Here is a 23,687-nt window from a genome sequence, read left to right on the forward strand (position 1 = left end):
CTATTCACCACCTTCGCGACGCACAATGCGTGCCTTCAACGGCAGCTTGTGGATTGCCAGGCGCAGGGCCTCGCGAGCTACCTCTTCATTGACACCGGAGAGTTCGAACAGAACCCGGCCCGGCTTGACGTTTGCGACCCACCATTCCGGAGAACCCTTACCGGAACCCATGCGGGTTTCAGCAGGCTTCTTCGTCAGCGGACGGTCCGGGTAGATGTTGATCCAGACCTTACCGCCACGCTTGATGTGGCGGGTCATCGCGATACGGGCGGACTCGATCTGACGGTTGGTTACGTATGCCGGGCTGAGAGCCTGGATACCGTACTCACCGAAGCTGACCTTGGTGCCACCCGTAGCAGCGCCGGAACGACCCGGGTGGTGCTGCTTACGGTGCTTGACTCGACGTGGGATAAGCATTTAAGCCTGTCCTCCTTCTGCTGCGGGTGCAGCAGCTTCAGCGGCCGGTGCTTCAACGGCAGCAGGTGCTGCCTCAGCTGCCGGACGGTCGTTACGACGACGGCGGTCGCCACCCGGGCGGCCCGGACGGTCTCCTGCACGGCCACGGGACGGAGCAGCAGCTGCCTGCTGAGCCAGTTCCTTGGCGGTGACGTCACCCTTGTAGATCCAAACCTTTACGCCGATACGGCCGAAGGTGGTCTTGGCTTCGTAGAAGCCGTAGTCGATGTTCGCGCGGAGGGTGTGCAGGGGCACACGGCCTTCGCGGTAGAACTCCGAGCGGGACATTTCTGCGCCACCCAGACGGCCCGAGCAAGCAACACGGATGCCCTTGGCACCTGCGCGCTGCGCGGACTGCATTGCCTTCTTCATCGCACGGCGGAAAGCCACGCGGGAAGTCAGCTGCTCAGCGATGCCCTGGGCAACAAGCTGTGCTTCCATCTCGGGGTTCTTGACCTCGAGGATGTTCAGCTGAACCTGCTTGCCGGTGAGCTTTTCGAGCTCGCCGCGGATGCGGTCTGCTTCAGCGCCGCGGCGGCCGATAACGATACCGGGGCGTGCCGTGTGGATGTCCACGCGGACACGGTCGCGGGTGCGCTCGATTTCGACCTTGGCGATGCCGGCGCGCTCCATGCCAGTGGACATGAGCTGACGGATCTTGATGTCCTCGCGGACGAAGTCCTTGTAGCGCTGTCCGGGCTTGGTGCTGTCAGCGAACCAGTGCGAAACGTGGTCGGTGGTGATACCGAGTCGGAACCCGTGCGGGTTTACTTTCTGTCCCACTTAGCGAGCCTCCTCTTTCTCCGGGGTTGCCACGACCAAAGTGATGTGGCTGGTCCGCTTCCTGATGCGGTAGGCGCGGCCTTGGGCACGCGGCTGGAACCGCTTCATGGTCGGGCCTTCATCAACGAATGCTTCGCTGATGAACAGGTCGCTGTCGTCGAATGCAACGCCGTCACGGTCCGCGAGGACACGTGCGTTGGCCATTGCCGACTGAAGTACCTTGAATACCGGCTCCGAAGCTGCCTGGGGGGCAAACTTCAGAATTGCCAGAGCCTCATTCGCTTGCTTACCACGAACAAGGTTGACGACGCGCCGGGCCTTCATAGGCGTTACGCGGATGTGACGCGCAATAGCCTTGGCTTCCATTGCTTTCCTTCTCTCGTCTAAGACGTAAAGTCAGGCGCCTTAGCGGCGCTTGCCCTTACGGTCGTCCTTAACATGGCCGCGGAATGTCCGCGTGGGAGCGAATTCGCCGAGCTTGTGCCCGACCATCGACTCAGTGACAAACACCGGGATGTGCTTGCGTCCGTCGTGTACGGCGATCGTGTGCCCGAGCATGTCGGGGATGATCATCGAACGGCGGGACCAGGTCTTGATGACGTTCTTGGTGCCCTTATCGTTTTCCCGTGCGACCTTCACAAAGAGGTGCTGGTCAACGAAAGGACCTTTTTTCAGGCTGCGTGGCATGTGTCCAGGCTCCTATCGCTTGTTCTTGCCAGTACGGCGGCGACGAACAATAAGCTTGTCGCTCTCTTTGTTCGGACGGCGGGTACGGCCCTCGGGCTTGCCGTTCGGGTTGACCGGGTGACGTCCACCGGAAGTCTTACCTTCACCACCACCGTGCGGGTGGTCAACCGGGTTCATGGCTACACCACGGACGGTCGGGCGAACGCCCTTCCAGCGCATACGGCCGGCCTTACCCCAGTTGATGTTCGACTGCTCGGCGTTGCCGACCTCGCCGACGGTTGCGCGGCAGCGCACGTCAACGTTGCGGATTTCGCCGGAGGGCAGACGCAGCTGGGCGAAACGGCCTTCCTTTGCAACGAGCTGTACCGAAGCACCTGCGGAACGTGCCATCTTGGCGCCGCCACCCGGACGCAGTTCAACTGCGTGGATTACGGTACCAACCGGGATGTTGCGCAGCGGCAGGTTGTTGCCCGGCTTGATGTCAGCGTCGGGACCAGCCTCGACGAAGTCACCCTGGGACAGCTTGTTCGGAGCGATGATGTAACGCTTGGTGCCATCAACGTAGTGCAGGAGTGCGATGCGAGCCGTACGGTTCGGGTCGTACTCGATTTCGGCAACGCGGGCGTTGATGCCGTCCTTGTCGTGACGACGGAAGTCGATCAGACGGTACTGGCGCTTGTGCCCACCACCCTTGTGGCGGGTGGTGATCTTACCGGAGTTGTTACGGCCGCCAGTCTTGTGCAGCGGACGAAGCAACGACTTTTCCGGAGTCGATCGCGTGATTTCAGCGAAGTCGGCTACGCTCGAGCCACGACGGCCCGGGGTAGTCGGCTTGTATTTACGGATTCCCATAATTTATTTCCTCGTTAAAGTGGTCTCCGCTACGCGAGCGGACCGCCGAAGATGTCGATTGTGCCTTCTTTGAGGGTGACAATTGCACGCTTGGTGCTCTTGCGCTGTCCCCAGCCGAATTTGGTGCGCTTGCGCTTACCGGCACGGTTGATGGTGTTGATCGAGTCAACCTTGACCGAGAAGATCTTCTCGACGGCCAGCTTGATCTCGGTCTTGTTCGAGCGAGGGTCCACCAGGAAGGTGTACTTGCCTTCGTCGATCAGACCGTAGCTCTTTTCCGACACGACGGGTGCAAGCACGACGTCGCGCGGGTCCTTGATGGTGGTTACGCTCACTTGGAGGCCTCCTCGTTCTTTGCCTTGTCAGCGACGAACGCCTCGAAAGCAGCCTTGGTGAAGACCACGTCGTCGGAGATGAGCACGTCGTAGGTGTTCAGCTGGTCTGCGTACAGAACGTGAACATCCTGGAGGTTGCGCACGGACAGTGCAGCAACATCGTTGGCGCGCTCGATTACGACGAGCAGGTTCTTGCGCTCGGTGACGGAGCGCAGCGAAGCCAGTGCTTCCTTGGCGGACGGCTTGGTGCCGGCTACCAGTTCAGCGATGACGTGGATGCGGCCGTTGCGGGCGCGGTCAGACAGGGCGCCGCGGAGTGCAGCAGCCTTCATCTTCTTGGGGGTGCGCTGGCTGTAGTCACGAGGGGTCGGACCGTGGACAACGCCACCGCCGGTCATGTGAGGAGCACGGATGGAACCCTGACGGGCGCGGCCGGTACCCTTCTGCTTGAACGGCTTGCGACCTGCACCGGAAACCTCGGCGCGGGTCTTCGTCTTGTGGGTACCCTGGCGTGCGGCAGCGAGCTGTGCGACGACGACCTGGTGCAGCAGCGGCACGTTGGTCTGAACGTCGAAGATCTCTGCAGGCAGGTCTACCTTGACAGTGCTAGTCATTTAACTAGGCTCCCTTCACGGCGGTGCGTACGAGTACGACCTGGCCGCGGGCACCGGGGACGGCACCCTTGATAAGGAGCAGCGACTTCTCAGCGTCAACAGCGTGAACCGTGAGGTTCAGCGTGGTGTGACGCTCGGCGCCCATGCGGCCGGCCATTTTCAGGCCCTTGAAGACGCGGCTCGGGGTGGATGCGCCACCGATGGAGCCAGGCTTACGGTGGTTCTTGTGGGCACCGTGGGAAGCACCAACGCCGTGGAAGCCGTGACGCTTCATAACACCGGCGAAGCCCTTACCCTTTGAGGTGCCGACGACGTCGATCTTCTGGCCGGCTTCGAAGATCTCAACAGAGAGCTCCTGGCCCAGCTCGTAGGATGCAGCGTCTGCGGTACGCAGTTCGACGACGTGGCGACGAGGGGTGACGCCAGCCTTTTCGAAGTGGCCAGCCAGCGGCTTGGTGACCTTGCGGGGATCGATCTGGCCGTAGCCGATCTGGACGGCGACGTAGCCATCTACCTCTGCGTTGCGCAGCTGGGTGATGACGTTGGAGTCAGCCTGGACGACAGTTACCGGGATGAGCTTGTTGTTCTCGTCCCAGACCTGGGTCATGCCGAGCTTCGTGCCCAACAGGCCCTTTACGTTACGGGTTGCGGTCATAGTCTCTCAGCACCTCCCTAGAGCTTGATTTCGATGTTCACGTCGGCAGGCAGGTCGAGACGCATAAGCGAGTCAACGGCCTTCGGCGTGGGGTCGATGATGTCGATCAGACGCTTGTGAGTACGCATTTCGAAGTGCTCACGGCTGTCCTTGTACTTGTGAGGAGAGCGAATAACGCAGTAAACGTTCTTCTCCGTGGGCAGCGGCACCGGGCCGACTACCGTTGCGCCTGCGCGCGTGACCGTCTCAACGATCTTCCGCGCTGAAACATCAATGACCTCGTGGTCATATGACTTCAGCCGGATGCGGATTTTTTGTCCCGCCATGTCGCCTGACTCTCTTTCAGCTAGTGCTGCTCTAGTTAGGGCTGCTCTGTTTACTTACCTGTTGATGTGGCCGCCGAGGCGTTTGAGGATTTACCACCACACGCCGCACAAGCTGAATCCGGATATTACGGGTTCCTCAACCTGCCGGCGCACCGACCCCCGCGGTCGGGCGTGTCGCGATTTCCACGCCGACTCGACCGCATTCCATGGGGTTCAGGGTTATGTTTGGGCTTCGACCTGGACCCTGACACCCGGCATTATCCGGATCGGGACACGAAGAAGCGCTTGAACAACTCATCCAGTATGGCGGAAAGTTGGGGCAAAGGCCAATCGGCGCTGCAAAGGCCATTGCCCGGCCACCCATGTCTGAGGAAAATTGGGACATGACGGTCCAGGATCAAGGTTCGGTGGAGGATCTCGCCGCCCGCCTCCGTCCGGGTTTCGTGCTCGGCGTCGCGGCAGCCGCATTCCAGATCGAGGGGTCGCTGACCGCGGACGGTCGGGGACCGTCAGGATGGGATGCCTTCGCGGAGAAGCCAGGGGCAATTGTCGACGGCGGCTCCCCCACCATAGCCTGCGACCACTACAACCGCTCGGATGAGGATATCAGCCTGATGCAGGAGCTCGGGGTGGATTCCTATCGGTTCTCGCTGTCATGGCCGCGCATCCAGCCAGGCGGGAAAGGCGCCGTCAACCCAAGGGGCCTGGACTTCTACGACCGCCTGATCGATAAGCTGCTGGCCGCCGGGGTCTCCCCCATGGCCACGCTGTACCACTGGGATACCCCGCTTGAACTTGAGCACGCCGGTGGCTGGATGAATCGGGAAACGGCCGAACGCTTCGCCGTCTACTGCGCGGCCGTGGCAGAGCGCTTTGGCGACCGGGTGGATCGTTGGGTGACCATCAACGAACCCGTGTCTGTGACAGTGCAGGGGTATGCGTTGGGCGTCCACTCCCCGGGCCTGCAGCTTTTGTTCGACTCCCTGCCTGCGGCGCACCATCAGCTCTTGGGTCATGGCCTTGCGGTACAGGCGCTCCGAAGCTCAGGGGTCAAAGGACAGATCGGGGTGTCGAATATGCACTCCCCTGTGCAGCCGGCTTCGAACAGCCTTCCCGACCGTTTGATGAGCGAAGCTTTGGACCACATCCTCAACCGCATTTATGCTGACGCCCTCCTGCTGGGCACCTACCCGAAACCGCCGTGGCCCATGAGGCCATGGTTCCGTTCGCTGGGCACCGTGGAGGACGGAGACATGGAGATCATCAGCCAACCCCTGGATTTCTATGGACTCAACTACTACTACCCGGTCAAGGTTGCCGCTGGCCCGGGTCCAGCCGAAATCCCCACGGGAACGTCACCCGAGATGGCCAAGGTTCCCTTCCATTTGGCCGCATACCAGGAATACGAGACCACCGGTTTCGGATGGCCGGTGGCCCCGGAATACCTTGCCTTGCTTCTGCGTGAAATGAAGGACCGCTACGGCGACGCGCTGCCACCCCTGTTCATCACTGAGGGGGGAGCAAGTTTCCCCGAACCTGCCCATGTGGACGGGCCCCTCGAGGACACCAACCGCATCGCCTACCTCGCCGAGCACCTGGGTCACGCCCTGACGGCAACAGGCCCAGGCGGCATAGCTGAGGGCGTAGACCTTCGCGGCTACTACGTGTGGACGTTACTGGACAACTTTGAATGGGCGGCCGGCTACTCCCAGCGCTTTGGACTGGTGCACGTGGATTTTGACACCTTGGAGCGGACCCCCAAGAGCTCGTTCTATTGGTACCGCGCCCTGGGTCGTGCCCGGGCCCACGGGATATAGCCCGCGGCGGTTAAATAGCAGTGGTAGGGCGTTACCGGTTGTTCTTGTTGGCGCGCCTGATGCGCTTGGCCCGGTCGATTTCGTTGCGGAAGTTCTTCCGTCCCCAGACCACACCGCCACCAATTGCTGCAACGACTGCGAGGAATATCAGGAATTCCATGCGTGGCTCCTCTCCGTAGACTGCAACATTATCGGATTCCGTCCTTGGCCTGCGACGGGACATCACCCGGGTTGTTGTTCGGGCCTTCGTCCGCCACACCAGCGTGGGGTCGCTTGTTCAGCCGCCAGACCGCCAACACAATCAGCCCCAGCGCAACGAGGGCCAGCATGGCAAAGGCGTAAGAACGCAGCGCCCACATGATACTGAGCGCAACGCCGACTGCGCCCCACCACACGATGACCCGTTCGGCCAGGAGCAGGCCAACTGCAAGAAGGACCACGTGCGCTACCAGCACATAGAGTTGCTGGGCCGGAGTGCCGCCGAAGATCGTGCCCAAGGATGTCACCGACAACAAACCTGCTGCCACGCAGAGCCGGAGCAGTCCGTCGCTCCGTTGCCCCTTGAAGTAGCGCAGTCCTGCCAGAACAGCCAAGGCGATCACGTACCACTGCATCGCCCAGAACCAGTCGGGCCGGGAACTGTCCACAAACAGCTGCGCGCGCTGCAAAGCGGCCACCGACAGCACCCCCGCCACCTCAGCGGCCAGCCATTTGTTGTACGGAATTTCAACAACCACCAGCACACCCGCCGCGATGACCAGTGCCGCTCCGGCCAAGGCCGTCCCGTCCCGTAGCAGGCCCACCGCTGCAGCCGAAACCAAGCCGACGACGGCGGTCCCCGCCAACGCGTTACGGCGCCAGAGCACGCCGGCAACCTCCCGGCCTCCGAAAAGTTTCGCGGAGTACAAGAGGACTGACGAGCCAACCCCGCCCACAAGCCAAGGCATGAATGCGGCCCAGACACCCGCGGGGTGTCCATCGAGCAAACCATCGACGGTGAATATCGAGCCCACCAGCACAGCCGGCGCCGCCGCAGCGTAGAGGGACGGGACCCTCTCGATGTGTGAGGCGGCAAAGAGCGCCAAGGCCAGGACCAGCATCGACAGTCCGGTGAGGGACAGCGAGACGCCGATCGAGAACAAGCCGCCGGCAACGACGAAACCCAGTGCCGCGGATAGCCAGAACCATCGGCCCCTCCCCTGCTCAGAGGCAGGGGCGCCGGACCCCCGGGCGACGAAGATGCACCGCACCACGGTGCTCAGGGTGGACAACGCAAGCAGCACCATGGGCACCTGGTACTTGTCCAGGAGGGGCTGATGCAACCAGGTCGCGGTGGGAAAACGGGCGGCAGGGCCAGCGAGGACCACGCCGAGTCCCGCGGCAGCGATGACGAAGTACTCTGAGCCAGGCACCTTGAGGTAACGCCAGGCAATCGCGGCACAGGCCAGGACCAGCGCCAACTCGACAAGGACCACCCACCGGCCACCGCCGTCGAAATTCCGCATCAGCAGGTAACCCACCGGGAGGGCGAGCTGAACACCCAGGGTGGCCCACACCGTTAACTGCTGGAAGGCGACATCGGTACCCCGGCTGCGCACGGTCAGCCCAGCCACATGCTGGAGCACCAGGGTAAAGGCGATCACCAAGGACACGGTCGTGGCAGAGTCAGAGACATCGGCCGCGACCACGCCCGCGAACGCGGTCGCAAGGACACGGACACCCAACAGGTATCCCCCACGGGCCCGACGCTCACGGACAACGGACACCATGTATCCGCAGTACGCCGCGAAGATGCCCAAGAGTATTTCGACGTCACGGATATTCGCCATCCGAAGGGCCAAAAGCAGTGCCAGGGACACCGGGGCGAAGATCCATGCGGCGGAGTTGCGGCGAAGCACCACTCCGCAGGCAACAGCGGCCAAGGCCGTGGCCGTTGCTGTAAACCCTGGCTGCCACCCATGCTTTGGAAGGAGTCCTACGCTGCCTGCGAGCGTCAGGATCGAGGTGGCGGCAGCCATGACTGTCAGGACGACCCCTGCATCAGCCATGGAAGCTTGCGGGTAGCGTCGGCGCATGCCCGGCAGAAGCGGGAGGGCAAGCTGAAGTGCGCCCATGGCGACGACGACAACCGCAACCGACGGCATCTCCCCTGCTATCCGCAAGCCTCCGTTGTCGCGAGTGGCGTCGTAGGTTGCTGATGCCGCCAGCAAAGTAGCCGACGCCCGGGCCAGCCACCAGTAGCACTGACGATGCAAGGACGGGGCGAGCCTCAAAGCAGTCAGGCAGAAATACCCGATCCCGACCAGGAGGACCACGTTGCCCAGGGCGAGGGACACCGACATCGCGCCCACCACCCCGGCGACGAAGACCGCACCCGGGGCAAGGAACTCCCACATAGCCGGTCGCCGCGAACCGTCACCTTCAGCGTCCCGACGGAAGAGCAAGGATCCGGAGGCGACGCCTGCCAGCAGGACCAAGTAGACAGCCGTGACCACGGCAGGCCGTCCTGCCACGTGATCGACTACCGGCAGGATCAGTAGCCCCGCCATCCCGGAACCGCCGAAGGCTGCGGTCGACGCCCACGGCGCCAAGAGCCGGACTCCCCCTCCCATCAGGAGGGCATTGGCTACTTGCTGAAGGACGGCGGCACCGACGAACGCCAGCAAAGAGGCAGCAACCTGGTTGGTGCTCTCTTCAAAGATGCCGGCCGCCACTGCGGGCGCACCCAGCGTCAGGGCGATACGTCCGGCAAGAATCAAGTGCTCGCGAAATGCACCCGGTTGAATGGCACCCCGGAGGAACCAGTACAACCCGGCAGAAATCAGGAGGCCTGAGAGGGCCCACGAGCCCAGCACCCCCATGAAGGGCAGGGCCACAGCCGCGACGACCCCCGGCGCGAACTCCACACGGCCGCCTGCCTTCCACCCCACCACCATGGCGGTCAGCATCGCGGCAAACAGTGGAAGGTAAGGGGCAAGATCGAACTCACCGATTCCCAGGACCACCGTCAGGGCTGCTGCCGTCACCAGCTGCAAGCCCAAGCACGACACGGCATCGTTCCACCAGAACCGCGGGGCAAGCCTCTCCCCCGCGAACGCGATCCCCAGCGACTGGACGCCCAGGCAAACAACGGCAGCGAACATCACCAGACTTACGTCCTCAGACAGGTCCCACACAACTCCCAGCAGCGCCAAAGTGAAGGCGAGCCGGGCAGCATAGGCGTTTTGAAGCCGGAAAACTCCGCCGGGCACAAAGGCCATCACCGTGAAGTAGGTGCCACATACGGCCATGACCAATGCGTACTCGCCTCTCGACAGAAGCGCCGGTGTCACTGTCACAGCTACGGCGACCGCTGGCACCACGAACGGATGCAGCATCATCAGCGGACGGATATAGAGGGGCGGTATCCAACGCGGACGCAACAACGCACCCAAAGTCAGCAGGACGGCCACCCCGATCATCGCGATGAAGTACCACACCAGGGCACCCCCAAGGACGGAAACACCTGACCAGGCCGTAGAGACGACAAAACTGAGGGAAAGAAATGCCAGGACCTTGTTATCCAGCCGAACGGCGGTATAGGAGTAGATCGCCATGCCCAACAACGACGTCACCAACCAGGCTGCCGGACCATCGTGAAGGGCGAAGTTGTACATCGCCAGCCCCGTCACCGGGATGAGTGCCAGCCCCGTTCCTACGAAAGCCACAGCGGCCGGACGAAGCCGGGGAACCTTGGCGTGGATGATGAGTCCGGCGATGTAGAAGAGAGCCGTGATGAACCAGATACCCATGAAGCGGAAAACTCCCGGCAGGCTCGTACCTACAAACAAGGCACCCGCAGCTACCAGCAAAAGGCTTGCAACATAGAGCGTGATGTTGATGTTTTGCTGGTCCCGCTTCTCCTTGCGGGCTGCCGCAGCTTCCGGCGTCTCCCGAGGGACAGGTGCCTGCTGGACCCTGGCAACGACGGGTTGGCGTGTCGCTTGCTGCTGGGGTGCGGGCTGGTAGGGCCCCTGCTGCCGGGGCGCCGGCGGAACCATGGAATACGGACCTGTGTCGGAGGTCGGCGGTTGCAGAGGCATCGCCGGCGTTGGGTTGACTCTTGGAAACGGAGCCCCAACGTGGGGGTCCGGTACCTGCTTGGTCGTCTCTGCGGCAGGATCCCGACGGGCTTCGGCGTCACGCCAGCCCGCCATGTGCCCGGCCAGGTAGCCCGCGCGGTAGGCATCCGGTCCGGCAACCGGATCCGTTCCCGAGGAGTCATTGCTGCCGGGATGAGGCGACCGGCTCTTGCTTCCACTCCTAAGCCCCAGGGCATAGGCGATCGCCCCGGTCATTGCCAGGAGCACCAAAACGAGCAATCCATTCATGGAAGGTCCTTAGATCTGTCGGCCTCGATCCCGCCGCGTTTATCCATTCGTTAGAGAAATCATAGCAAAGAAGAGCCCCACCGCAGAAGCGGTGGGGCTCTTCCTGTGCGTAACTACCGGCTGGGCCGGAAGGTCACTGATCTACAAGCAGAAACTACTTGATGATGCTGGTGACACGTCCCGAACCAACGGTGCGGCCGCCTTCGCGGATAGCGAAGCCGAGGCCCTCTTCCATAGCGATCGGCTGGATGAGCGCAACGGTCATCTCAGTGTTGTCGCCAGGCATAACCATTTCCGTGCCTTCCGGCAGGGTGATAACGCCGGTTACGTCCGTGGTGCGGAAGTAGAACTGCGGGCGGTAGTTGGAGTAGAACGGGTTGTGACGTCCGCCTTCGTCCTTGGAGAGGATGTAGACGTTAGCCTCGAAGTCGGTGTGCGGGGTGATGGAACCCGGCTTGACGACAACCTGGCCACGCTCGACATCGTCGCGCTTGAGACCGCGGAGCAGGAGGCCACAGTTCTCGCCGGCCCATGCTTCGTCGAGCTGCTTGTGGAACATCTCGATACCGGTAACCGTGGTCTTCTGGACCGGGCGGATGCCGACGATCTCGACCTCGGAGTTGATGGCGAGGGTTCCACGCTCGGCGCGGCCCGTTACAACGGTGCCACGACCGGTGATCGTGAAGACGTCTTCGATCGGCATCAGGAACGGCTTGTCGCGGTCACGTACGGGGTCCGGAACGGACTCGTCGACAGCTGCCATCAGGTCCTGAACGGACTTGACCCAAACCGGGTCGCCTTCCAGAGCCTTGAGGCCGGAAACGCGAACAACCGGAGCCTCATCGCCATCGAAGCCCTGCGAGCTCAGGAGCTCACGAACTTCCATTTCGACGAGGTCGAGGAGTTCTTCGTCATCAACCATGTCGGACTTGTTCAGTGCGACCAGCAGGTAGGGAACACCAACCTGGCGGGCGAGCAGAACGTGCTCACGGGTCTGAGCCATCGGACCATCGGTTGCGGCAACCACGAGGATTGCGCCGTCCATCTGGGCAGCACCGGTGATCATGTTCTTGATGTAGTCAGCGTGACCGGGGGCGTCTACGTGTGCGTAGTGGCGCTTCTCGGTCTGGTACTCCACGTGGGAGATGTTGATGGTAATACCGCGCTGGCGCTCTTCCGGAGCGGAGTCGATCGACGCGAAGTCGCGCTGCTCGTTGAGATCCGGGTACTGGTCGTACAGCACCTTGGAAATGGCGGCAGTCAGCGTCGTCTTACCGTGGTCAACGTGACCAATGGTGCCGATGTTGACGTGCGGCTTAGTCCGCTCGAACTTTGCCTTTGCCACAGGTTCCTCCTAGAACGATTTCAAGTGAAGTGCTCCTCGGCCGCGCTTTTCGCGGCAGAAACTTTAGCAAGTCTACTTGGGGGCTTGGTTTTGGTGAAATTGCAGATTCAGGAACCAATCTTAGTTCCTAGAGCCTGTTTGCGCAGGGGCCGGGCTGCAGCTTCCGCTGCAGCCCCACCTCATACGCTTAGATGCCTTCCCGGGACCGGAATTGCATCCGTTACCGGGAGATTACTCGCCGCGGGTTTTCTGGATGATCTCGTCGGCTACTGCCTTCGGGACCTCCGCATAGCTGTTGAACGTCATGGAGTACACAGCGCGACCCTGGGTCTTGGACCGCAGGTCACCGATGTAGCCGAACATGCCGGACAGCGGAACGTGTGCACGGATAACCTTCACACCTGCTGCGTCCTCCATGGACTGCATCTGGCCACGGCGGGCGTTCAGGTCACCAATAACATCACCCATGTATTCCTCAGGTGTGCGGACCTCAACATCCATCAGCGGTTCGAGCAGAACAGGGTTCGCCTTGCGTGCAGCTTCCTTGAAAGCCATACGCCCAGCGATCTTGAACGCCATTTCCGAGGAGTCAACGTCGTGGGACGCGCCGTCAATCAGCGTGGCCTTGATGCCGACAACCGGGTAACCGGCCAGGACGCCGTCGTTCAGTGCATCCTGGATACCGGCGTCAACGGACGGGATGTACTCGCGGGGAACGCGGCCACCAGTGACCTTGTTCTCGAACGCGTACAGCTCGCCTGAAGCGGTGTCCATGGGCTCGATCGCGATCTGGATCTTTGCGAACTGACCCGAACCACCGGTCTGCTTCTTGTGCGTGTAGTCAAGGCGCTCGACGGCGCGCTTGATGGTTTCGCGGTAAGCAACCTGCGGCTTGCCCACGTTTGCCTCGACCTTGAATTCGCGGCGCATGCGGTCCACCAGGATGTCCAGGTGGAGCTCGCCCATGCCGGCGATGATGGTCTGGCCCGTGTCTTCGTTGAGGGAAACCTGGAAGGTCGGGTCCTCAGCGGAGAGCTTCTGGATGGCCGTGGAGAGCTTCTCCTGGTCACCCTTGGTGTTGGGCTCGATGGCAACCGAGATCACGGGCTCCGGGAAGCTCATGGACTCGAGGACGATCTGGTTGTTGGCATCGCACAGGGTGTCACCCGTGGTGGTGTCCTTCAGACCGATAGCTGCGTAGATGTGGCCGGCGGTAGCGCCCTCAACGGGCATTTCCTTGTTGGCGTGCATCTGGAACAGCTTGCCGATACGTTCCTTCTTGCCCTTGGTGGAGTTAACAACCTGGGCGCCGGCTTCGACGTGACCGGAGTACACGCGGACGAAGGTCAGCTGGCCGAAGAACGGGTGCGCAGCAATCTTGAAGGCGAGTGCCGAGAACGGCTCGTCTGCAGAAGGCTTACGGGTCAGTTCCTTCTCTTCGTCGCGGGGATCGTGACCGATCATCGGCGGGACGTCGAGCGGGTTCGGCAGGAAGTCGACAACAGCATCCAGCATCGGCTGAACGCCGCGGTTCTTGAAGGCTGAACCACAGAAGACCGGGTAGAGCTCAGAGTTGATGGTCATCTTGCGGATGCCGGCTTTGATCTCTTCGAGGGTGAGTTCTTCACCTTCGAGGTACTTCTCCATGAGCTCTTCGGAGGACTCGGCCACAGTCTCAACGAGCTGCGCACGGTACTCCTCGGCCTTGGCCTGGAGGTCCGCCGGAATTTCCTGTACTTCGTAGGAAGCACCCATGGTGACGTCACCCTTAGCGTCGCCAGGCCAAACCAGGGCACGCATTTCGAGGAGGTCGACGACACCGATGAAGTCGTTCTCGGCACCGATGGGCAGCTGCATGACCAGCGGCTTGGCACCGAGGCGGGAGATGATGGTGTCTACGGTGAAGTAGAAGTCAGCACCCAGCTTGTCCATCTTGTTGACGAAGCAGATACGCGGAACGTTGTACTTGTCAGCCTGGCGCCAAACAGTCTCGGACTGCGGCTCCACGCCTTCCTTGCCGTCGAACACTGCGACTGCACCGTCGAGGACGCGCAGGGAGCGCTCAACCTCAACCGTGAAGTCCACGTGGCCCGGGGTGTCGATGATGTTGATCTGGTTCTGGTTCCAGAAACAGGTCACGGCGGCAGACGTGATGGTGATGCCGCGTTCCTTTTCCTGTTCCATCCAGTCAGTCGTCGAAGCGCCGTCGTGCGTTTCGCCGATCTTGTGGTTCACACCCGTGTAGAACAGGATGCGCTCGGTAGTGGTGGTCTTGCCGGCATCGATGTGGGCCATGATGCCGATGTTGCGGACCTTATTAAGGTCGGTAAGCACGTCCTGTGCCACGGGGTCTCCCTTTCGGATGGACTACACGTTCGCCGCCGACTCTGTTGAGCCGGCGGCGTCCGGGAAGTTTTACCAGCGGTAGTGTGCGAAGGCCTTGTTGGACTCGGCCATCTTGTGGGTGTCTTCGCGACGCTTCACAGCGGCACCAAGACCATTGGACGCATCCAGGATTTCGTTCTGGAGACGCTCGGTCATGGTCTTCTCCCGGCGGGCCTTGGAGTAGCCCACGAGCCAACGCAGAGCGAGGGCGGTGGAGCGGCCCGGCTTGACCTCAACCGGAACCTGGTAGGTGGCGCCACCAACACGGCGTGAACGCACCTCAAGGGAAGGCTTGACGTTGTCCATGGCCTTCTTGAGGGCGGCAACGGGGTCGCCGCCGGACTTGGCACGTGCACCTTCGAGTGCGCCGTAAACGATGCGCTCTGCGGTGGACTTCTTGCCGTCAACCAGAACCTTGTTGATCAGCTGCGTGACCAACGGGGAGCCGTAAACGGGATCGGAAACTAGCGGCCGCTTCGGGGCCGGACCCTTGCGAGGCATATTACTTCTTCTCCATCTTTGCGCCGTAACGGCTGCGGGCCTGCTTGCGGTTCTTGACACCCTGGGTGTCGAGTGCGCCACGGACGATCTTGTAGCGGACACCCGGAAGGTCCTTCACACGACCACCACGGACGAGCACGATGGAGTGCTCCTGGAGGTTGTGGCCAACACCGGGGATGTAGGCGGTAACTTCAACGCCACCGTTGAGGCGCACACGTGCCACCTTACGCAGAGCCGAGTTCGGCTTCTTGGGGGTGGTGGTGTAAACGCGGGTGCAAACACCGCGGCGCATCGGGCTGCCCTTCAGCGCGGGAGCCTTGGTCTTGGAGACCTTCGGCGTGCGGCCCTTGCGGACCAGCTGGTTAATCGTAGGCACTTTCGTGTTCTCCGTTGTTTGATCTCTGCCCCCACACAACGGCGCCAGCCGGTGTAAACGTGGGAACTTTGGCGTTGCTCGTGCAGCCGGCCGAAACTCCGGTAGGCGTGCAAAAGTGCGGCATTCGTTGCGCATGTTGCCCGCAACCCGGAAACAGGCTCCACCCAGCACCATGAGAACAAAACCAAAATGATGCTGCGGCGGCCTTCATCCACTGCCACACAGAACAATTACCAAAAGTCTAGCACGGCTTGATCTGGCGCCTTAATCGGGTGTATGGAGGACGACGGCGGAAGCCGGCAGCCGCCGTCGTCCTCCACTCCCCCGGGTCACCCCAGCGGAAGGCGGGTTAAACGGGTCAGGTCCCGCACTCGAAAGTGCGGGACCCGACCGTCAAAGCGCTGACAACCGCTTTTTAGCGGAAGTCGTTGCCGAGATCGTAGTCATCCAACGGGATGGCGTGGAACTCGGGAGCACCGTCGCCGCCCAGGGCGTCATAGGAGAAGTCGGTGAAAGCGCTGGGGCCCGTGAACAGGCTTGCCTTCGCTTCTTCCGTCGGCTCCACAGTGACCTCTGTGTAGCGGGGCAGACCCGTACCAGCCGGGATGAGCTTACCGATGATGACGTTTTCCTTGAGGCCGAGCAGAGGATCGCTCTTGCCTTCCATGGCCGCCTGCGTCAGGACGCGGGTGGTTTCCTGGAAGGAAGCAGCCGACAGCCAGGACTCGGTAGCCAAGGAAGCCTTGGTGATACCCATGAGTTCCGGACGGCCGGAAGCCGGTGCCTTGCCCTCGGACACGACGCGGCGGTTCTCGTCCTCGAAGCGGGCACGCTCTGCGAGCTCACCGGGGAGCAAGTCGGAGTCGCCGGACTCGATGACAGTCACGCGGCGCAGCATCTGGCGGACGATAACCTCGACGTGCTTGTCGTGGATACCAATACCCTGGCTGCGGTAAACGCCCTGTACTTCGTCCACGAGGAACTTCTGTGCAGCACGCGGGCCCATGATGCGCAGAACCTGCTTCGGGTCCACCGGACCGTTGATCAGCTTCTGGCCGACGCTGACGTGCTCGCCATCCTCGATGAGGAGGCGGGAACGGCGCAGCACCGGGTATGCGATCTCTTCGGAACCGTCGTCCGGAGTGATAACCAGGCGCATCTGGCGCTCGGACTCTTCGATGGTGATGCGGCCGGCTGCTTCAGCAATCGGTGCGACACCCTTCGGAGTACGGGCTTCGAAGAGCTCCTGGATACGGGGCAGACCCTGGGTGATGTCGTCGCCACCACCGGCGGAGACAGCACCACCGGTGTGGAACGTACGCATGGTCAGCTGGGTACCCGGCTCACCGATGGACTGTGCGGCGATGATGCCCACGGCCTCGCCGATGTCCACGGTCTTACCCGTAGCCAACGAACGGCCGTAGCAAAGTGCACAGGTACCGACCTTGGACTCACAGGTGAGCACGGAGCGGACCTTGACCTCGGTGATGCCTGCAGCAAGCAGCTGGTCGATGACAACGTCACCGCAGTCGGTGCCGCCGGCAGCCAGGACATTGCCCTGGGCATCGACGACGTCGACAGCCAGCGTACGTGCGTAGGCGCTGTTCTCGACGTTCTCGTCCATGACGAGTTCACCATTGGCGTCCGGCACGGCGATCGGGGTGACCAGACCGCGCTCGGTACCGCAGTCCTCTTCGCGGACAATGACGTCCTGCGAAACGTCCACCAGACGACGGGTCAGGTAACCCGAGTTGGCGGTACGGAGAGCGGTATCGGCCAGACCCTTACGGGCACCGTGCGTGGCGATGAAGTATTCCAGAACCGACAGGCCCTCGCGGTAGGAGGACTTGATCGGGCGAGGAATAATCTCACCCTTCGGGTTGGCCACAAGACCACGGATACCCGCGATCTGGCGGACCTGCATCCAGTTACCACGTGCACCGGAGGACACCATGCGGTTGATGGTGTTCATCGGGGACAGGCTGTCACGCATCGCCTGGGCGATCTCGTTGGTTGCCTTGTTCCAGATCTCGATCAGTTCCTGGCGACGCTCGTCGTCGTCGATCAGGCCCTTGTCGTACTGGCCCTGGATCTTGGCAGCCATGCCTTCATAACCGGCAAGGATGCCCGGCTTGGAAGCCGGAACCTCGATGTCGGAGATGGCAACCGTGACACCCGAACGGGTGGCCCAGTAGAAGCCGGCGTCCTTCAGGTTATCCAGCGTTGCAGCCGTGACAACCTTCGGGTAGCGCTCAGCGAGGTCGTTGACGATCCGGGACAGTTCGCCCTTGTCGGCAACAGCCTCAACCCATGGGTAATCCTCGGGCAGCGTCTGGTTGAAGATGACCTGGCCCAGGGAGGTTTCAACGAGAGCCGGCTGACCGGGCTCCCAACCTTCCGGAGCTTCCCAGCCTGCGTACGGCACGAAGTCGTCAAGGCGGATCTTGATCTGCGAGTTCAGGTGCAGGTCACGGGCGTCGTACGCCATGATCGCTTCTGAAACCGAGGAGAAGATGCGGCCCTCGCCGGCGGAACCGACGCGCTTGGTGGTCAGGTGGTACAGGCCGATGATCATATCCTGCGAAGGCAGGGTCACCGGACGACCGTCGGACGGCTTCAGGATGTTGTTCGAGGACAGCATCAGGATGCGTGCTTCGGCCTGGGCTTCCGGGCTCAGCGGCAGGTGAACTGCCATCTGGTCGCCGTCGAAGTCAGCGTTGAAGGCGCCACAAACCAGCGGGTGAAGCTGGATTGCCTTGCCTTCCACAAGCTGCGGTTCGAAGGCCTGGATGCCGAGGCGGTGCAGGGTAGGTGCACGGTTGAGCAGCACCGGGTGTTCGGTGATGATCTCTTCCAGCACGTCCCAGACCTGCGGGCGGTAACGCTCGACCATGCGCTTTGCCGACTTGATGTTCTGGGCGTGGTTGAGGTCAACCAGGCGCTTCATCACGAACGGCTTGAAGAGCTCCAGGGCCATCTGCTTGGGCAGGCCACACTGGTGCAGCTTCAGCTGCGGGCCGACGACGATGACCGAACGGCCGGAGTAGTCAACACGCTTGCCGAGGAGGTTCTGGCGGAAACGACCCTGCTTGCCCTTGAGCATGTCGCTCAGGGACTTCAGCGGACGGTTGCCCGGACCCGTGACCGGACGGCCACGACGGCCGTTGTCGAAGAGGCTGTCAACAGCTTCCTGAAGCATGCGCTTCTCGTTGTTGACGATGATCTCCGGAGCACCCAGGTCAAGCAGGCGCTTGAGTCGGTTGTTGCGGTTGATCACACGACGGTAGAGGTCGTTGAGGTCGGAGGTCGCGAAGCGGCCACCGTCCAACTGGACCATCGGGCGCAGTTCCGGCGGGATCACCGGGACGGCGTCGAGAACCATGCCGAGCGGGCTGTTGTTGGTGGTCAGGAACGCGTTGACAACCTTCAGGCGCTTCAGGGCACGCGTCTTGCGCTGGCCCTTGCCGTTCTGGATGGTGTCGCGCAGTGACTCAGCTTCAGCCTGCATGTCGAAGGTCTCAAGGCGCTTCTTGATGGCCTCGGCGCCCATGGAGCCCTCGAAGTACAGACCGTAACGGTCGCGGAGTTCGCGGTACAGGCCCTCGTCACCTTCGAGGTCCGCGACCTTCAAGTTCTTGAAGCGGTCCCAGACCTGCTCAAGGCGCTCGATGTCGGCGTCGGCACGCTTGCGGACGTTCGCCATCTGGCGGTCGGCAGAGTCGCGGGCCTTCTTCTTGTCGGCAGCCTTGGCGCCTTCGCCTTCAAGACGGGCAAGCTCGTCCTCAAGGTCGCGGGCGATCGTGGCGATGTCGCTGTCGCGGTTGTCGATCATCTGCTTCTTCTCGAGGTCGTGCTCGACCTGGAGGTTCGGCAGTTCGGCGTGACGGCTTTCAGTGTCAACGCTGGTGATCATGTAGGCAGCGAAGTAGATGACCTTCTCAAGGTCCTTCGGTGCCAGGTCCAAAAGGTAGCCCAAGCGCGAGGGAACGCCCTTGAAGTACCAGATGTGGGTTACAGGCGCGGCCAGTTCGATGTGGCCCATGCGCTCACGGCGTACCTTGGCGCGGGTAACTTCCACACCACAACGCTCGCAGATGATGCCCTTGAAGCGCACGCGCTTGTACTTACCGCAGTAGCACTCCCAGTCGCGGGACGGTCCGAAGATCTTCTCGCAGAAAAGGCCGTCCTTCTCAGGCTTGAGCGTGCGGTAGTTGATGGTTTCCGGCTTCTTGACCTCACCGTAAGACCATCCGCGGATGTCTTCCGCGGTGGCGAGGCCGATCTGCATGAGGCCGAAGGAGGATTCGCTGGACATATGGTCCCTGTTCTCTCTTGTTCTCTAAATTCTGAAGTCTTGGTTACGGGAAGAGGGAGCTGTTCCGGCGGACAGTGGTTGATCACCGCCCGCCGGAACCGCTGCTAAACCTCTTCTACGGAACTGGGCTCTGCACGAGACAGATCGATGCCCAGTTCTTCCGCAGCCGTGAAGACTGCGTCATCAGAGTCACGCATTTCGATCGTGGTTCCGTCCGTGGAAAGAACTTCCACGTTCAGGCACAACGACTGCATTTCCTTGATCAAGACCTTGAAGGACTCGGGAACGCCAGGCTCAGGGATGTTCTCGCCCTTGACGATGGCTTCGTAGACCTTCACACGGCCATGGATGTCATCCGACTTGATCGTGAGGAGTTCCTGAAGGGTGTAGGCGGCACCGTAAGCTTCGAGCGCCCACACTTCCATTTCACCGAAGCGCTGGCCACCGAACTGTGCCTTACCACCCAGCGGCTGCTGCGTGATCATGGAGTACGGGCCGGTGGAGCGCGCGTGGATCTTGTCGTCCACCAGGTGGTGGAGCTTCAGGATGTACATGTAACCGACGGAGATCGGGTCCGGGAACGGCTCGCCGGAGCGGCCGTCGAACAGACGGGTCTTGCCGGAGGAATCGATCAGGCGGTCGCCGTCACGGGTCACGTTGGTGGAGTCAAGCAGGCCAGTGATTTCTTCTTCACGGGCGCCATCGAACACCGGGGTGGCAACGGTGGTCTGGCCGGTTTCACGGGGCAGGTTGGGCAGGTTCTTGACCCACTCCGGCTCGCCTTCGATCTTCCAACCGGTCTTGGCAACCCAACCGAGGTGGGTTTCCAGGACCTGGCCAACGTTCATTCGACCCGGAACACCAAGCGGGTTCAGGACGATGTCCACCGGGGTACCGTCTGCAAGGAAGGGCATGTCCTCGATCGGCAGGATCTTGGAGATAACACCCTTGTTGCCGTGACGGCCGGCGAGCTTGTCGCCGTCGGTGATCTTACGCTTGGCTGCAACGTAGACGCGGACCAGCTGGTTCACGCCCGGGGGCAGTTCGTCGTCGTTGTCGCGGTCGAAGACGCGCACGCCGATGACCGTACCGGACTCGCCGTGGGGCACCTTCAGCGAGGTGTCACGGACTTCGCGGGACTTCTCACCGAAGATGGCACGCAGCAGGCGCTCTTCCGGGGTCAGCTCGGTTTCACCCTTGGGGGTGACCTTGCCTACCAGGATGTCGCCGGCTTCAACCTCGGCACCGATGTGGATGATGCCGCGCTCGTCCAGGCCTGCCAGGACTTCCTCGGACACGTTGGGGATGTCACGGGTGATTTCCTCGGCACCAAGCTTGGTGTCGCGGGCATCAATTTCGTGCTCCTCGATGTGGATGGAGGAAAGAACATCCTCAGCGACGATGCGCTGGGACAGGATGATGGCGTCCTCGAAGTTGTGGCCTTCCCATGACATGAATGCCACGAGCAGGTTCTTACCGAGGGCGAGCTCACCCTGGTCCGTTGCGGGACCGTCAGCGATGATGCCGCCAACTTCCAGGCGCTGGCCTTCGTTGACCAGGACGCGGTGGTTGTAGCAGTTGCCCTGGTTGGAACGGGCGAACTTGTTGATGCGGTAGTTGGTTTCGGTGCCGTCGTCGTTGATCATCACAACGAGCTCGGCGGAAACCTCGGTAACCACACCTGCCTTCTTCGCGATGACAACGTCACCGGCGTCGACGGCGGCTGCACGTTCCATGCCGGTACCCACGAAAGGTGCCTCGGAACGGACCAGCGGCACAGCCTGGCGCTGCATGTTGGCACCCATGAGTGCGCGGTTTGCATCGTCATGCTCAAGGAACGGAATAAGGGCCGTTGCCACGGACACCATCTGGCGCGGGGAAACGTCCATGAACTGGACCTCGCCTGCGGGAACCAGGACGGGCTCGCCTCCACCACCACGGGCACGGACAAGGACGGTCTCTTCGGAGAACTTCTTGTCAGCATCCAGCGGAGCGTTGGCCTGTGCAATCAGGACCTCTGCTTCGTCGTCGGCGGTGAGGTACTGGACCTCATCCGAGACAACACCGTTGGACACCAAGCGGTACGGCGTCTCGATGAAGCCGAACGGGTTGATGCGGCCGTAGGAAGCCAACGAACCGATCAGACCAATGTTCGGGCCTTCAGGGGTTTCGATGGGGCACATACGTCCGTAGTGGGACGGGTGAACGTCTCGGACTTCCATGCCTGCACGGTCGCGGGACAGACCACCCGGGCCAAGTGCCGACAGGCGGCGCTTGTGGGTCAGACCCGAGAGCGGGTTGTTCTGGTCCATGAACTGCGACAGCTGGGAGGTTCCGAAGAACTCCTTGATGGCTGCAACAACGGGACGGATGTTGATCAGTGTCTGCGGCGTGATGGCCTCGACGTCCTGCGTGGTCATGCGTTCGCGAACAACGCGTTCCATACGGGACAGACCGGTGCGGACCTGGTTCTCGATCAGTTCGCCAACGGCGCGGATGCGACGGTTGCCGAAGTGGTCGATGTCGTCGATGTCGACGCGGAGCTCGTGGTCCTGGCCATCGCGCTTGCCCATGAGGGTCTTCTCGCCGGCGTGGAGCGCAACGAGGAACTTGATCATGGCAACGATGTCTTCAACGTGCAGGACCGAAGCTTCCTTGTCGCCAAGGGAGCGGTCGATGCCGAGCTTGCGGTTGATCTTGTAACGGCCAACCTTGGCCAGATCGTAGCGCTTGGCGTTGAAGTACAGGTTGTCCAGCAGGGACTGGGCAGCCTCGACTGTGGGCGGCTCGCCCGGACGCAGCTTGCGGTAGATGTCCAGAAGGGCGTCTTCGCGGGTTTCGGTGGCGTCCTTCTCCAGCGTTGCACGCATGGAGTCGTACTGGCCGAACTCTTCCAGGATCTGGCCTTCGGTCCAGCCGAGGGCCTTCAGGAGAACCGTGACCGACTGCTTGCGCTTACGGTCAAGACGAACGCCGACCTGGTCGCGCTTGTCGATTTCGAGTTCGAACCATGCGCCACGGGACGGGATGATCTTCGCGGTGAAGATGTCCTTGTCACTGGTCTTGTCTGCGGTGCGCTCAAAGTAGGCGCCCGGCGAACGGACCAGCTGGGAGACGACGACACGCTCGGTGCCGTTGACGACGAACGTTCCCTTCTCGGTCATGAGGGGGAAGTCGCCCATGAACACGGTCTGCTGCTTGATTTCGCCCGTGTTGTTGTTCATGAACTCGGCCTTGACGTACAGCGGGGCCGAGTAGGTGGCGTCACGGTCTTTACATTCGGCCATGGTGTACTTCGGGTCAGCGAACTCCGGCTCGGAGAAGCTCAGGGACATGGTGCCCTGGAAGTCCTCGATAGGGGAGATCTCTTCGAAGATGTCGGCAAGTCCGGAGGTGGTGGCGACGCTGAGGTCGCCCTCCTCGACAGCCTTCGCTACCCGCGCCTGCCAGCGTTCGTTTCCGACCAGCCAGTCAAAGCTGTCAGTCTGCAGGGCGAGAAGATTCGGAACATCAAGGGGTTCGTGAATCTTTGCGAATGAGAGGCGGCGGGTGGCACCATCGGTGCTTGCCGTGTTAGCGGTTTCGTTATTAGAGGTGCTCGAGGCGACCAAGAGGGATCCTTCCACAGACCTTCAGGCGTTTTCAGATCTCCCCCGTTTGCATTCCGCGGAGTGCTCCGCAGGATACTTGTTCCGGTTCCGCTATATGACCCGGACCCAGCCTGCGCAAGGCCGTGCACGTTGAGGAACGGCACGTCAATGACGCAGCTGAGAGGTAAAGCCCACCGCTATATGAAGGCTGAAGGTTAACAGGGAAGACGCAAATATCTACAATACGGGAAAACAGCCTTCCTGTCTACCCCAGATCGTC

At 61.7% G+C, this 23,687-nt stretch carries 18 protein-coding genes; 1 reads left to right on the forward strand and 17 read right to left on the reverse strand.

Annotated features, from left to right (window positions below):
• The 9 genes from rplP to rpsJ are packed head-to-tail and all read right to left on the reverse strand — an operon-like array spanning position 1 to position 4,708.
• The gene (rplP, locus tag LRQ04_RS00835; RefSeq protein WP_003803795.1) at positions 1–417 is read right to left on the reverse strand and encodes a 50S ribosomal protein L16; all 417 of its coding nucleotides are present in this window, start codon (positions 415–417) and stop codon (positions 1–3) included.
• Positions 418–1,239, reverse strand: a complete 822-nt coding sequence (gene rpsC, locus LRQ04_RS00840; RefSeq protein ID WP_011775589.1) for a 30S ribosomal protein S3 — start codon at positions 1,237–1,239, stop codon at positions 418–420.
• Complete coding sequence (gene rplV, locus LRQ04_RS00845; RefSeq protein ID WP_018776683.1) at positions 1,240–1,605, reverse strand: 50S ribosomal protein L22; 366 nt, start codon at positions 1,603–1,605, stop codon at positions 1,240–1,242.
• A 39-nt stretch (positions 1,606–1,644) separates the two neighbouring features.
• Positions 1,645–1,926: a 30S ribosomal protein S19 gene (gene rpsS, locus LRQ04_RS00850; protein WP_011775591.1), complete on the reverse strand. Its 282-nt coding sequence runs from the start codon at positions 1,924–1,926 to the stop codon at positions 1,645–1,647.
• Between the two features lie 12 nt (positions 1,927–1,938).
• The gene (rplB, locus tag LRQ04_RS00855) at positions 1,939–2,778 is read right to left on the reverse strand and encodes a 50S ribosomal protein L2 (protein ID WP_011775592.1); all 840 of its coding nucleotides are present in this window, start codon (positions 2,776–2,778) and stop codon (positions 1,939–1,941) included.
• A 29-nt stretch (positions 2,779–2,807) separates the two neighbouring features.
• Positions 2,808–3,113, reverse strand: a complete 306-nt coding sequence (gene rplW, locus LRQ04_RS00860; protein ID WP_011775593.1) for a 50S ribosomal protein L23 — start codon at positions 3,111–3,113, stop codon at positions 2,808–2,810.
• Entirely contained in the window at positions 3,110–3,727 is a 618-nt protein-coding gene (gene rplD / locus LRQ04_RS00865; RefSeq protein WP_235517124.1) for a 50S ribosomal protein L4, read from the reverse strand. Before rplD ends, rplW begins: the two co-directional genes overlap by 4 nt.
• Positions 3,728–3,731: 4 nt before the next feature.
• Positions 3,732–4,382, reverse strand: a complete 651-nt coding sequence (rplC, locus tag LRQ04_RS00870) for a 50S ribosomal protein L3 (RefSeq protein WP_211712127.1) — start codon at positions 4,380–4,382, stop codon at positions 3,732–3,734.
• 17 nt (positions 4,383–4,399) lie between these two features.
• Complete coding sequence (gene rpsJ / locus LRQ04_RS00875; RefSeq protein ID WP_003803825.1) at positions 4,400–4,708, reverse strand: 30S ribosomal protein S10; 309 nt, start codon at positions 4,706–4,708, stop codon at positions 4,400–4,402.
• 383 nt (positions 4,709–5,091) lie between these two features.
• Here rpsJ and LRQ04_RS00880 point away from each other — a divergent pair, with 383 nt between their 5' ends.
• Positions 5,092–6,525 (forward strand): GH1 family beta-glucosidase, encoded by a 1,434-nt coding sequence (locus LRQ04_RS00880; RefSeq protein WP_235517125.1) that lies wholly within the window; start codon positions 5,092–5,094, stop codon positions 6,523–6,525.
• A gap of 31 nt (positions 6,526–6,556) precedes the next feature.
• Here the strand turns inward: LRQ04_RS00880 and LRQ04_RS20560 are convergent, their stop codons facing one another.
• The 8 genes from LRQ04_RS20560 to rpoB all read right to left on the reverse strand — a co-directional run bounded on the left by LRQ04_RS20560 (position 6,557) and on the right by rpoB (position 23,428).
• Positions 6,557–6,685 carry a hypothetical protein gene (locus LRQ04_RS20560; RefSeq protein ID WP_255773628.1) on the reverse strand — a complete coding sequence of 43 codons (129 nt, stop codon included), beginning with the start codon at positions 6,683–6,685 and terminating at the stop codon, positions 6,557–6,559.
• 28 nt (positions 6,686–6,713) lie between these two features.
• Positions 6,714–10,895, reverse strand: coding sequence for a hypothetical protein (locus LRQ04_RS00885; RefSeq protein WP_235517126.1), 4,182 nt, complete (start codon positions 10,893–10,895; stop codon positions 6,714–6,716).
• A gap of 154 nt (positions 10,896–11,049) precedes the next feature.
• Positions 11,050–12,240: an elongation factor Tu gene (gene tuf / locus LRQ04_RS00890; RefSeq protein WP_167263535.1), complete on the reverse strand. Its 1,191-nt coding sequence runs from the start codon at positions 12,238–12,240 to the stop codon at positions 11,050–11,052.
• Positions 12,241–12,471: 231 nt separating this feature from the next.
• The gene (gene fusA, locus LRQ04_RS00895; RefSeq protein ID WP_235517127.1) at positions 12,472–14,586 is read right to left on the reverse strand and encodes an elongation factor G; all 2,115 of its coding nucleotides are present in this window, start codon (positions 14,584–14,586) and stop codon (positions 12,472–12,474) included.
• Positions 14,587–14,655: 69 nt separating this feature from the next.
• Positions 14,656–15,126 (reverse strand): 30S ribosomal protein S7, encoded by a 471-nt coding sequence (gene rpsG / locus LRQ04_RS00900; protein WP_003803829.1) that lies wholly within the window; start codon positions 15,124–15,126, stop codon positions 14,656–14,658.
• 1 nt (position 15,127) lies between these two features.
• Entirely contained in the window at positions 15,128–15,502 is a 375-nt protein-coding gene (gene rpsL, locus LRQ04_RS00905) for a 30S ribosomal protein S12 (RefSeq protein ID WP_009358312.1), read from the reverse strand.
• A 415-nt stretch (positions 15,503–15,917) separates the two neighbouring features.
• Complete coding sequence (locus LRQ04_RS00910) at positions 15,918–19,817, reverse strand: DNA-directed RNA polymerase subunit beta' (RefSeq protein WP_235517128.1); 3,900 nt, start codon at positions 19,815–19,817, stop codon at positions 15,918–15,920.
• Positions 19,818–19,921: 104 nt separating this feature from the next.
• Complete coding sequence (gene rpoB / locus LRQ04_RS00915) at positions 19,922–23,428, reverse strand: DNA-directed RNA polymerase subunit beta (RefSeq protein WP_235517129.1); 3,507 nt, start codon at positions 23,426–23,428, stop codon at positions 19,922–19,924.
• Between the last annotated feature and the right edge of the window lie 259 nt (positions 23,429–23,687).

Source organism: Paenarthrobacter sp. AR 02, assembly GCF_021538675.1.
Taxonomy (GTDB): Bacteria; Actinomycetota; Actinomycetes; order Actinomycetales; family Micrococcaceae; genus Arthrobacter.

Excerpts from the sequence above, each read along its gene's own strand:
- rplP (WP_003803795.1), bottom strand. The coding sequence starts at position 417 with ATGCTTATCCCACGTCGAGTCAAGCACCGTAAGCAGCACCACCCGGGT.
- rplV (WP_018776683.1), bottom strand. The coding sequence starts at position 1,605 with ATGGAAGCCAAGGCTATTGCGCGTCACATCCGCGTAACGCCTATGAAG.
- rpsS (WP_011775591.1), bottom strand. The coding sequence starts at position 1,926 with ATGCCACGCAGCCTGAAAAAAGGTCCTTTCGTTGACCAGCACCTCTTT.
- rplB (WP_011775592.1), bottom strand. The coding sequence starts at position 2,778 with ATGGGAATCCGTAAATACAAGCCGACTACCCCGGGCCGTCGTGGCTCG.
- rplD (WP_235517124.1), bottom strand. The coding sequence starts at position 3,727 with ATGACTAGCACTGTCAAGGTAGACCTGCCTGCAGAGATCTTCGACGTT.
- rplC (WP_211712127.1), bottom strand. The coding sequence starts at position 4,382 with ATGACCGCAACCCGTAACGTAAAGGGCCTGTTGGGCACGAAGCTCGGC.
- rpsJ (WP_003803825.1), bottom strand. The coding sequence starts at position 4,708 with ATGGCGGGACAAAAAATCCGCATCCGGCTGAAGTCATATGACCACGAG.
- LRQ04_RS00880 (WP_235517125.1), top strand. The coding sequence starts at position 5,092 with ATGACGGTCCAGGATCAAGGTTCGGTGGAGGATCTCGCCGCCCGCCTC.
- LRQ04_RS20560 (WP_255773628.1), bottom strand. The coding sequence starts at position 6,685 with ATGGAATTCCTGATATTCCTCGCAGTCGTTGCAGCAATTGGTGGCGGT.
- LRQ04_RS00885 (WP_235517126.1), bottom strand. The coding sequence starts at position 10,895 with ATGAATGGATTGCTCGTTTTGGTGCTCCTGGCAATGACCGGGGCGATC.
- rpsG (WP_003803829.1), bottom strand. The coding sequence starts at position 15,126 with ATGCCTCGCAAGGGTCCGGCCCCGAAGCGGCCGCTAGTTTCCGATCCC.
- LRQ04_RS00910 (WP_235517128.1), bottom strand. The coding sequence starts at position 19,817 with ATGTCCAGCGAATCCTCCTTCGGCCTCATGCAGATCGGCCTCGCCACC.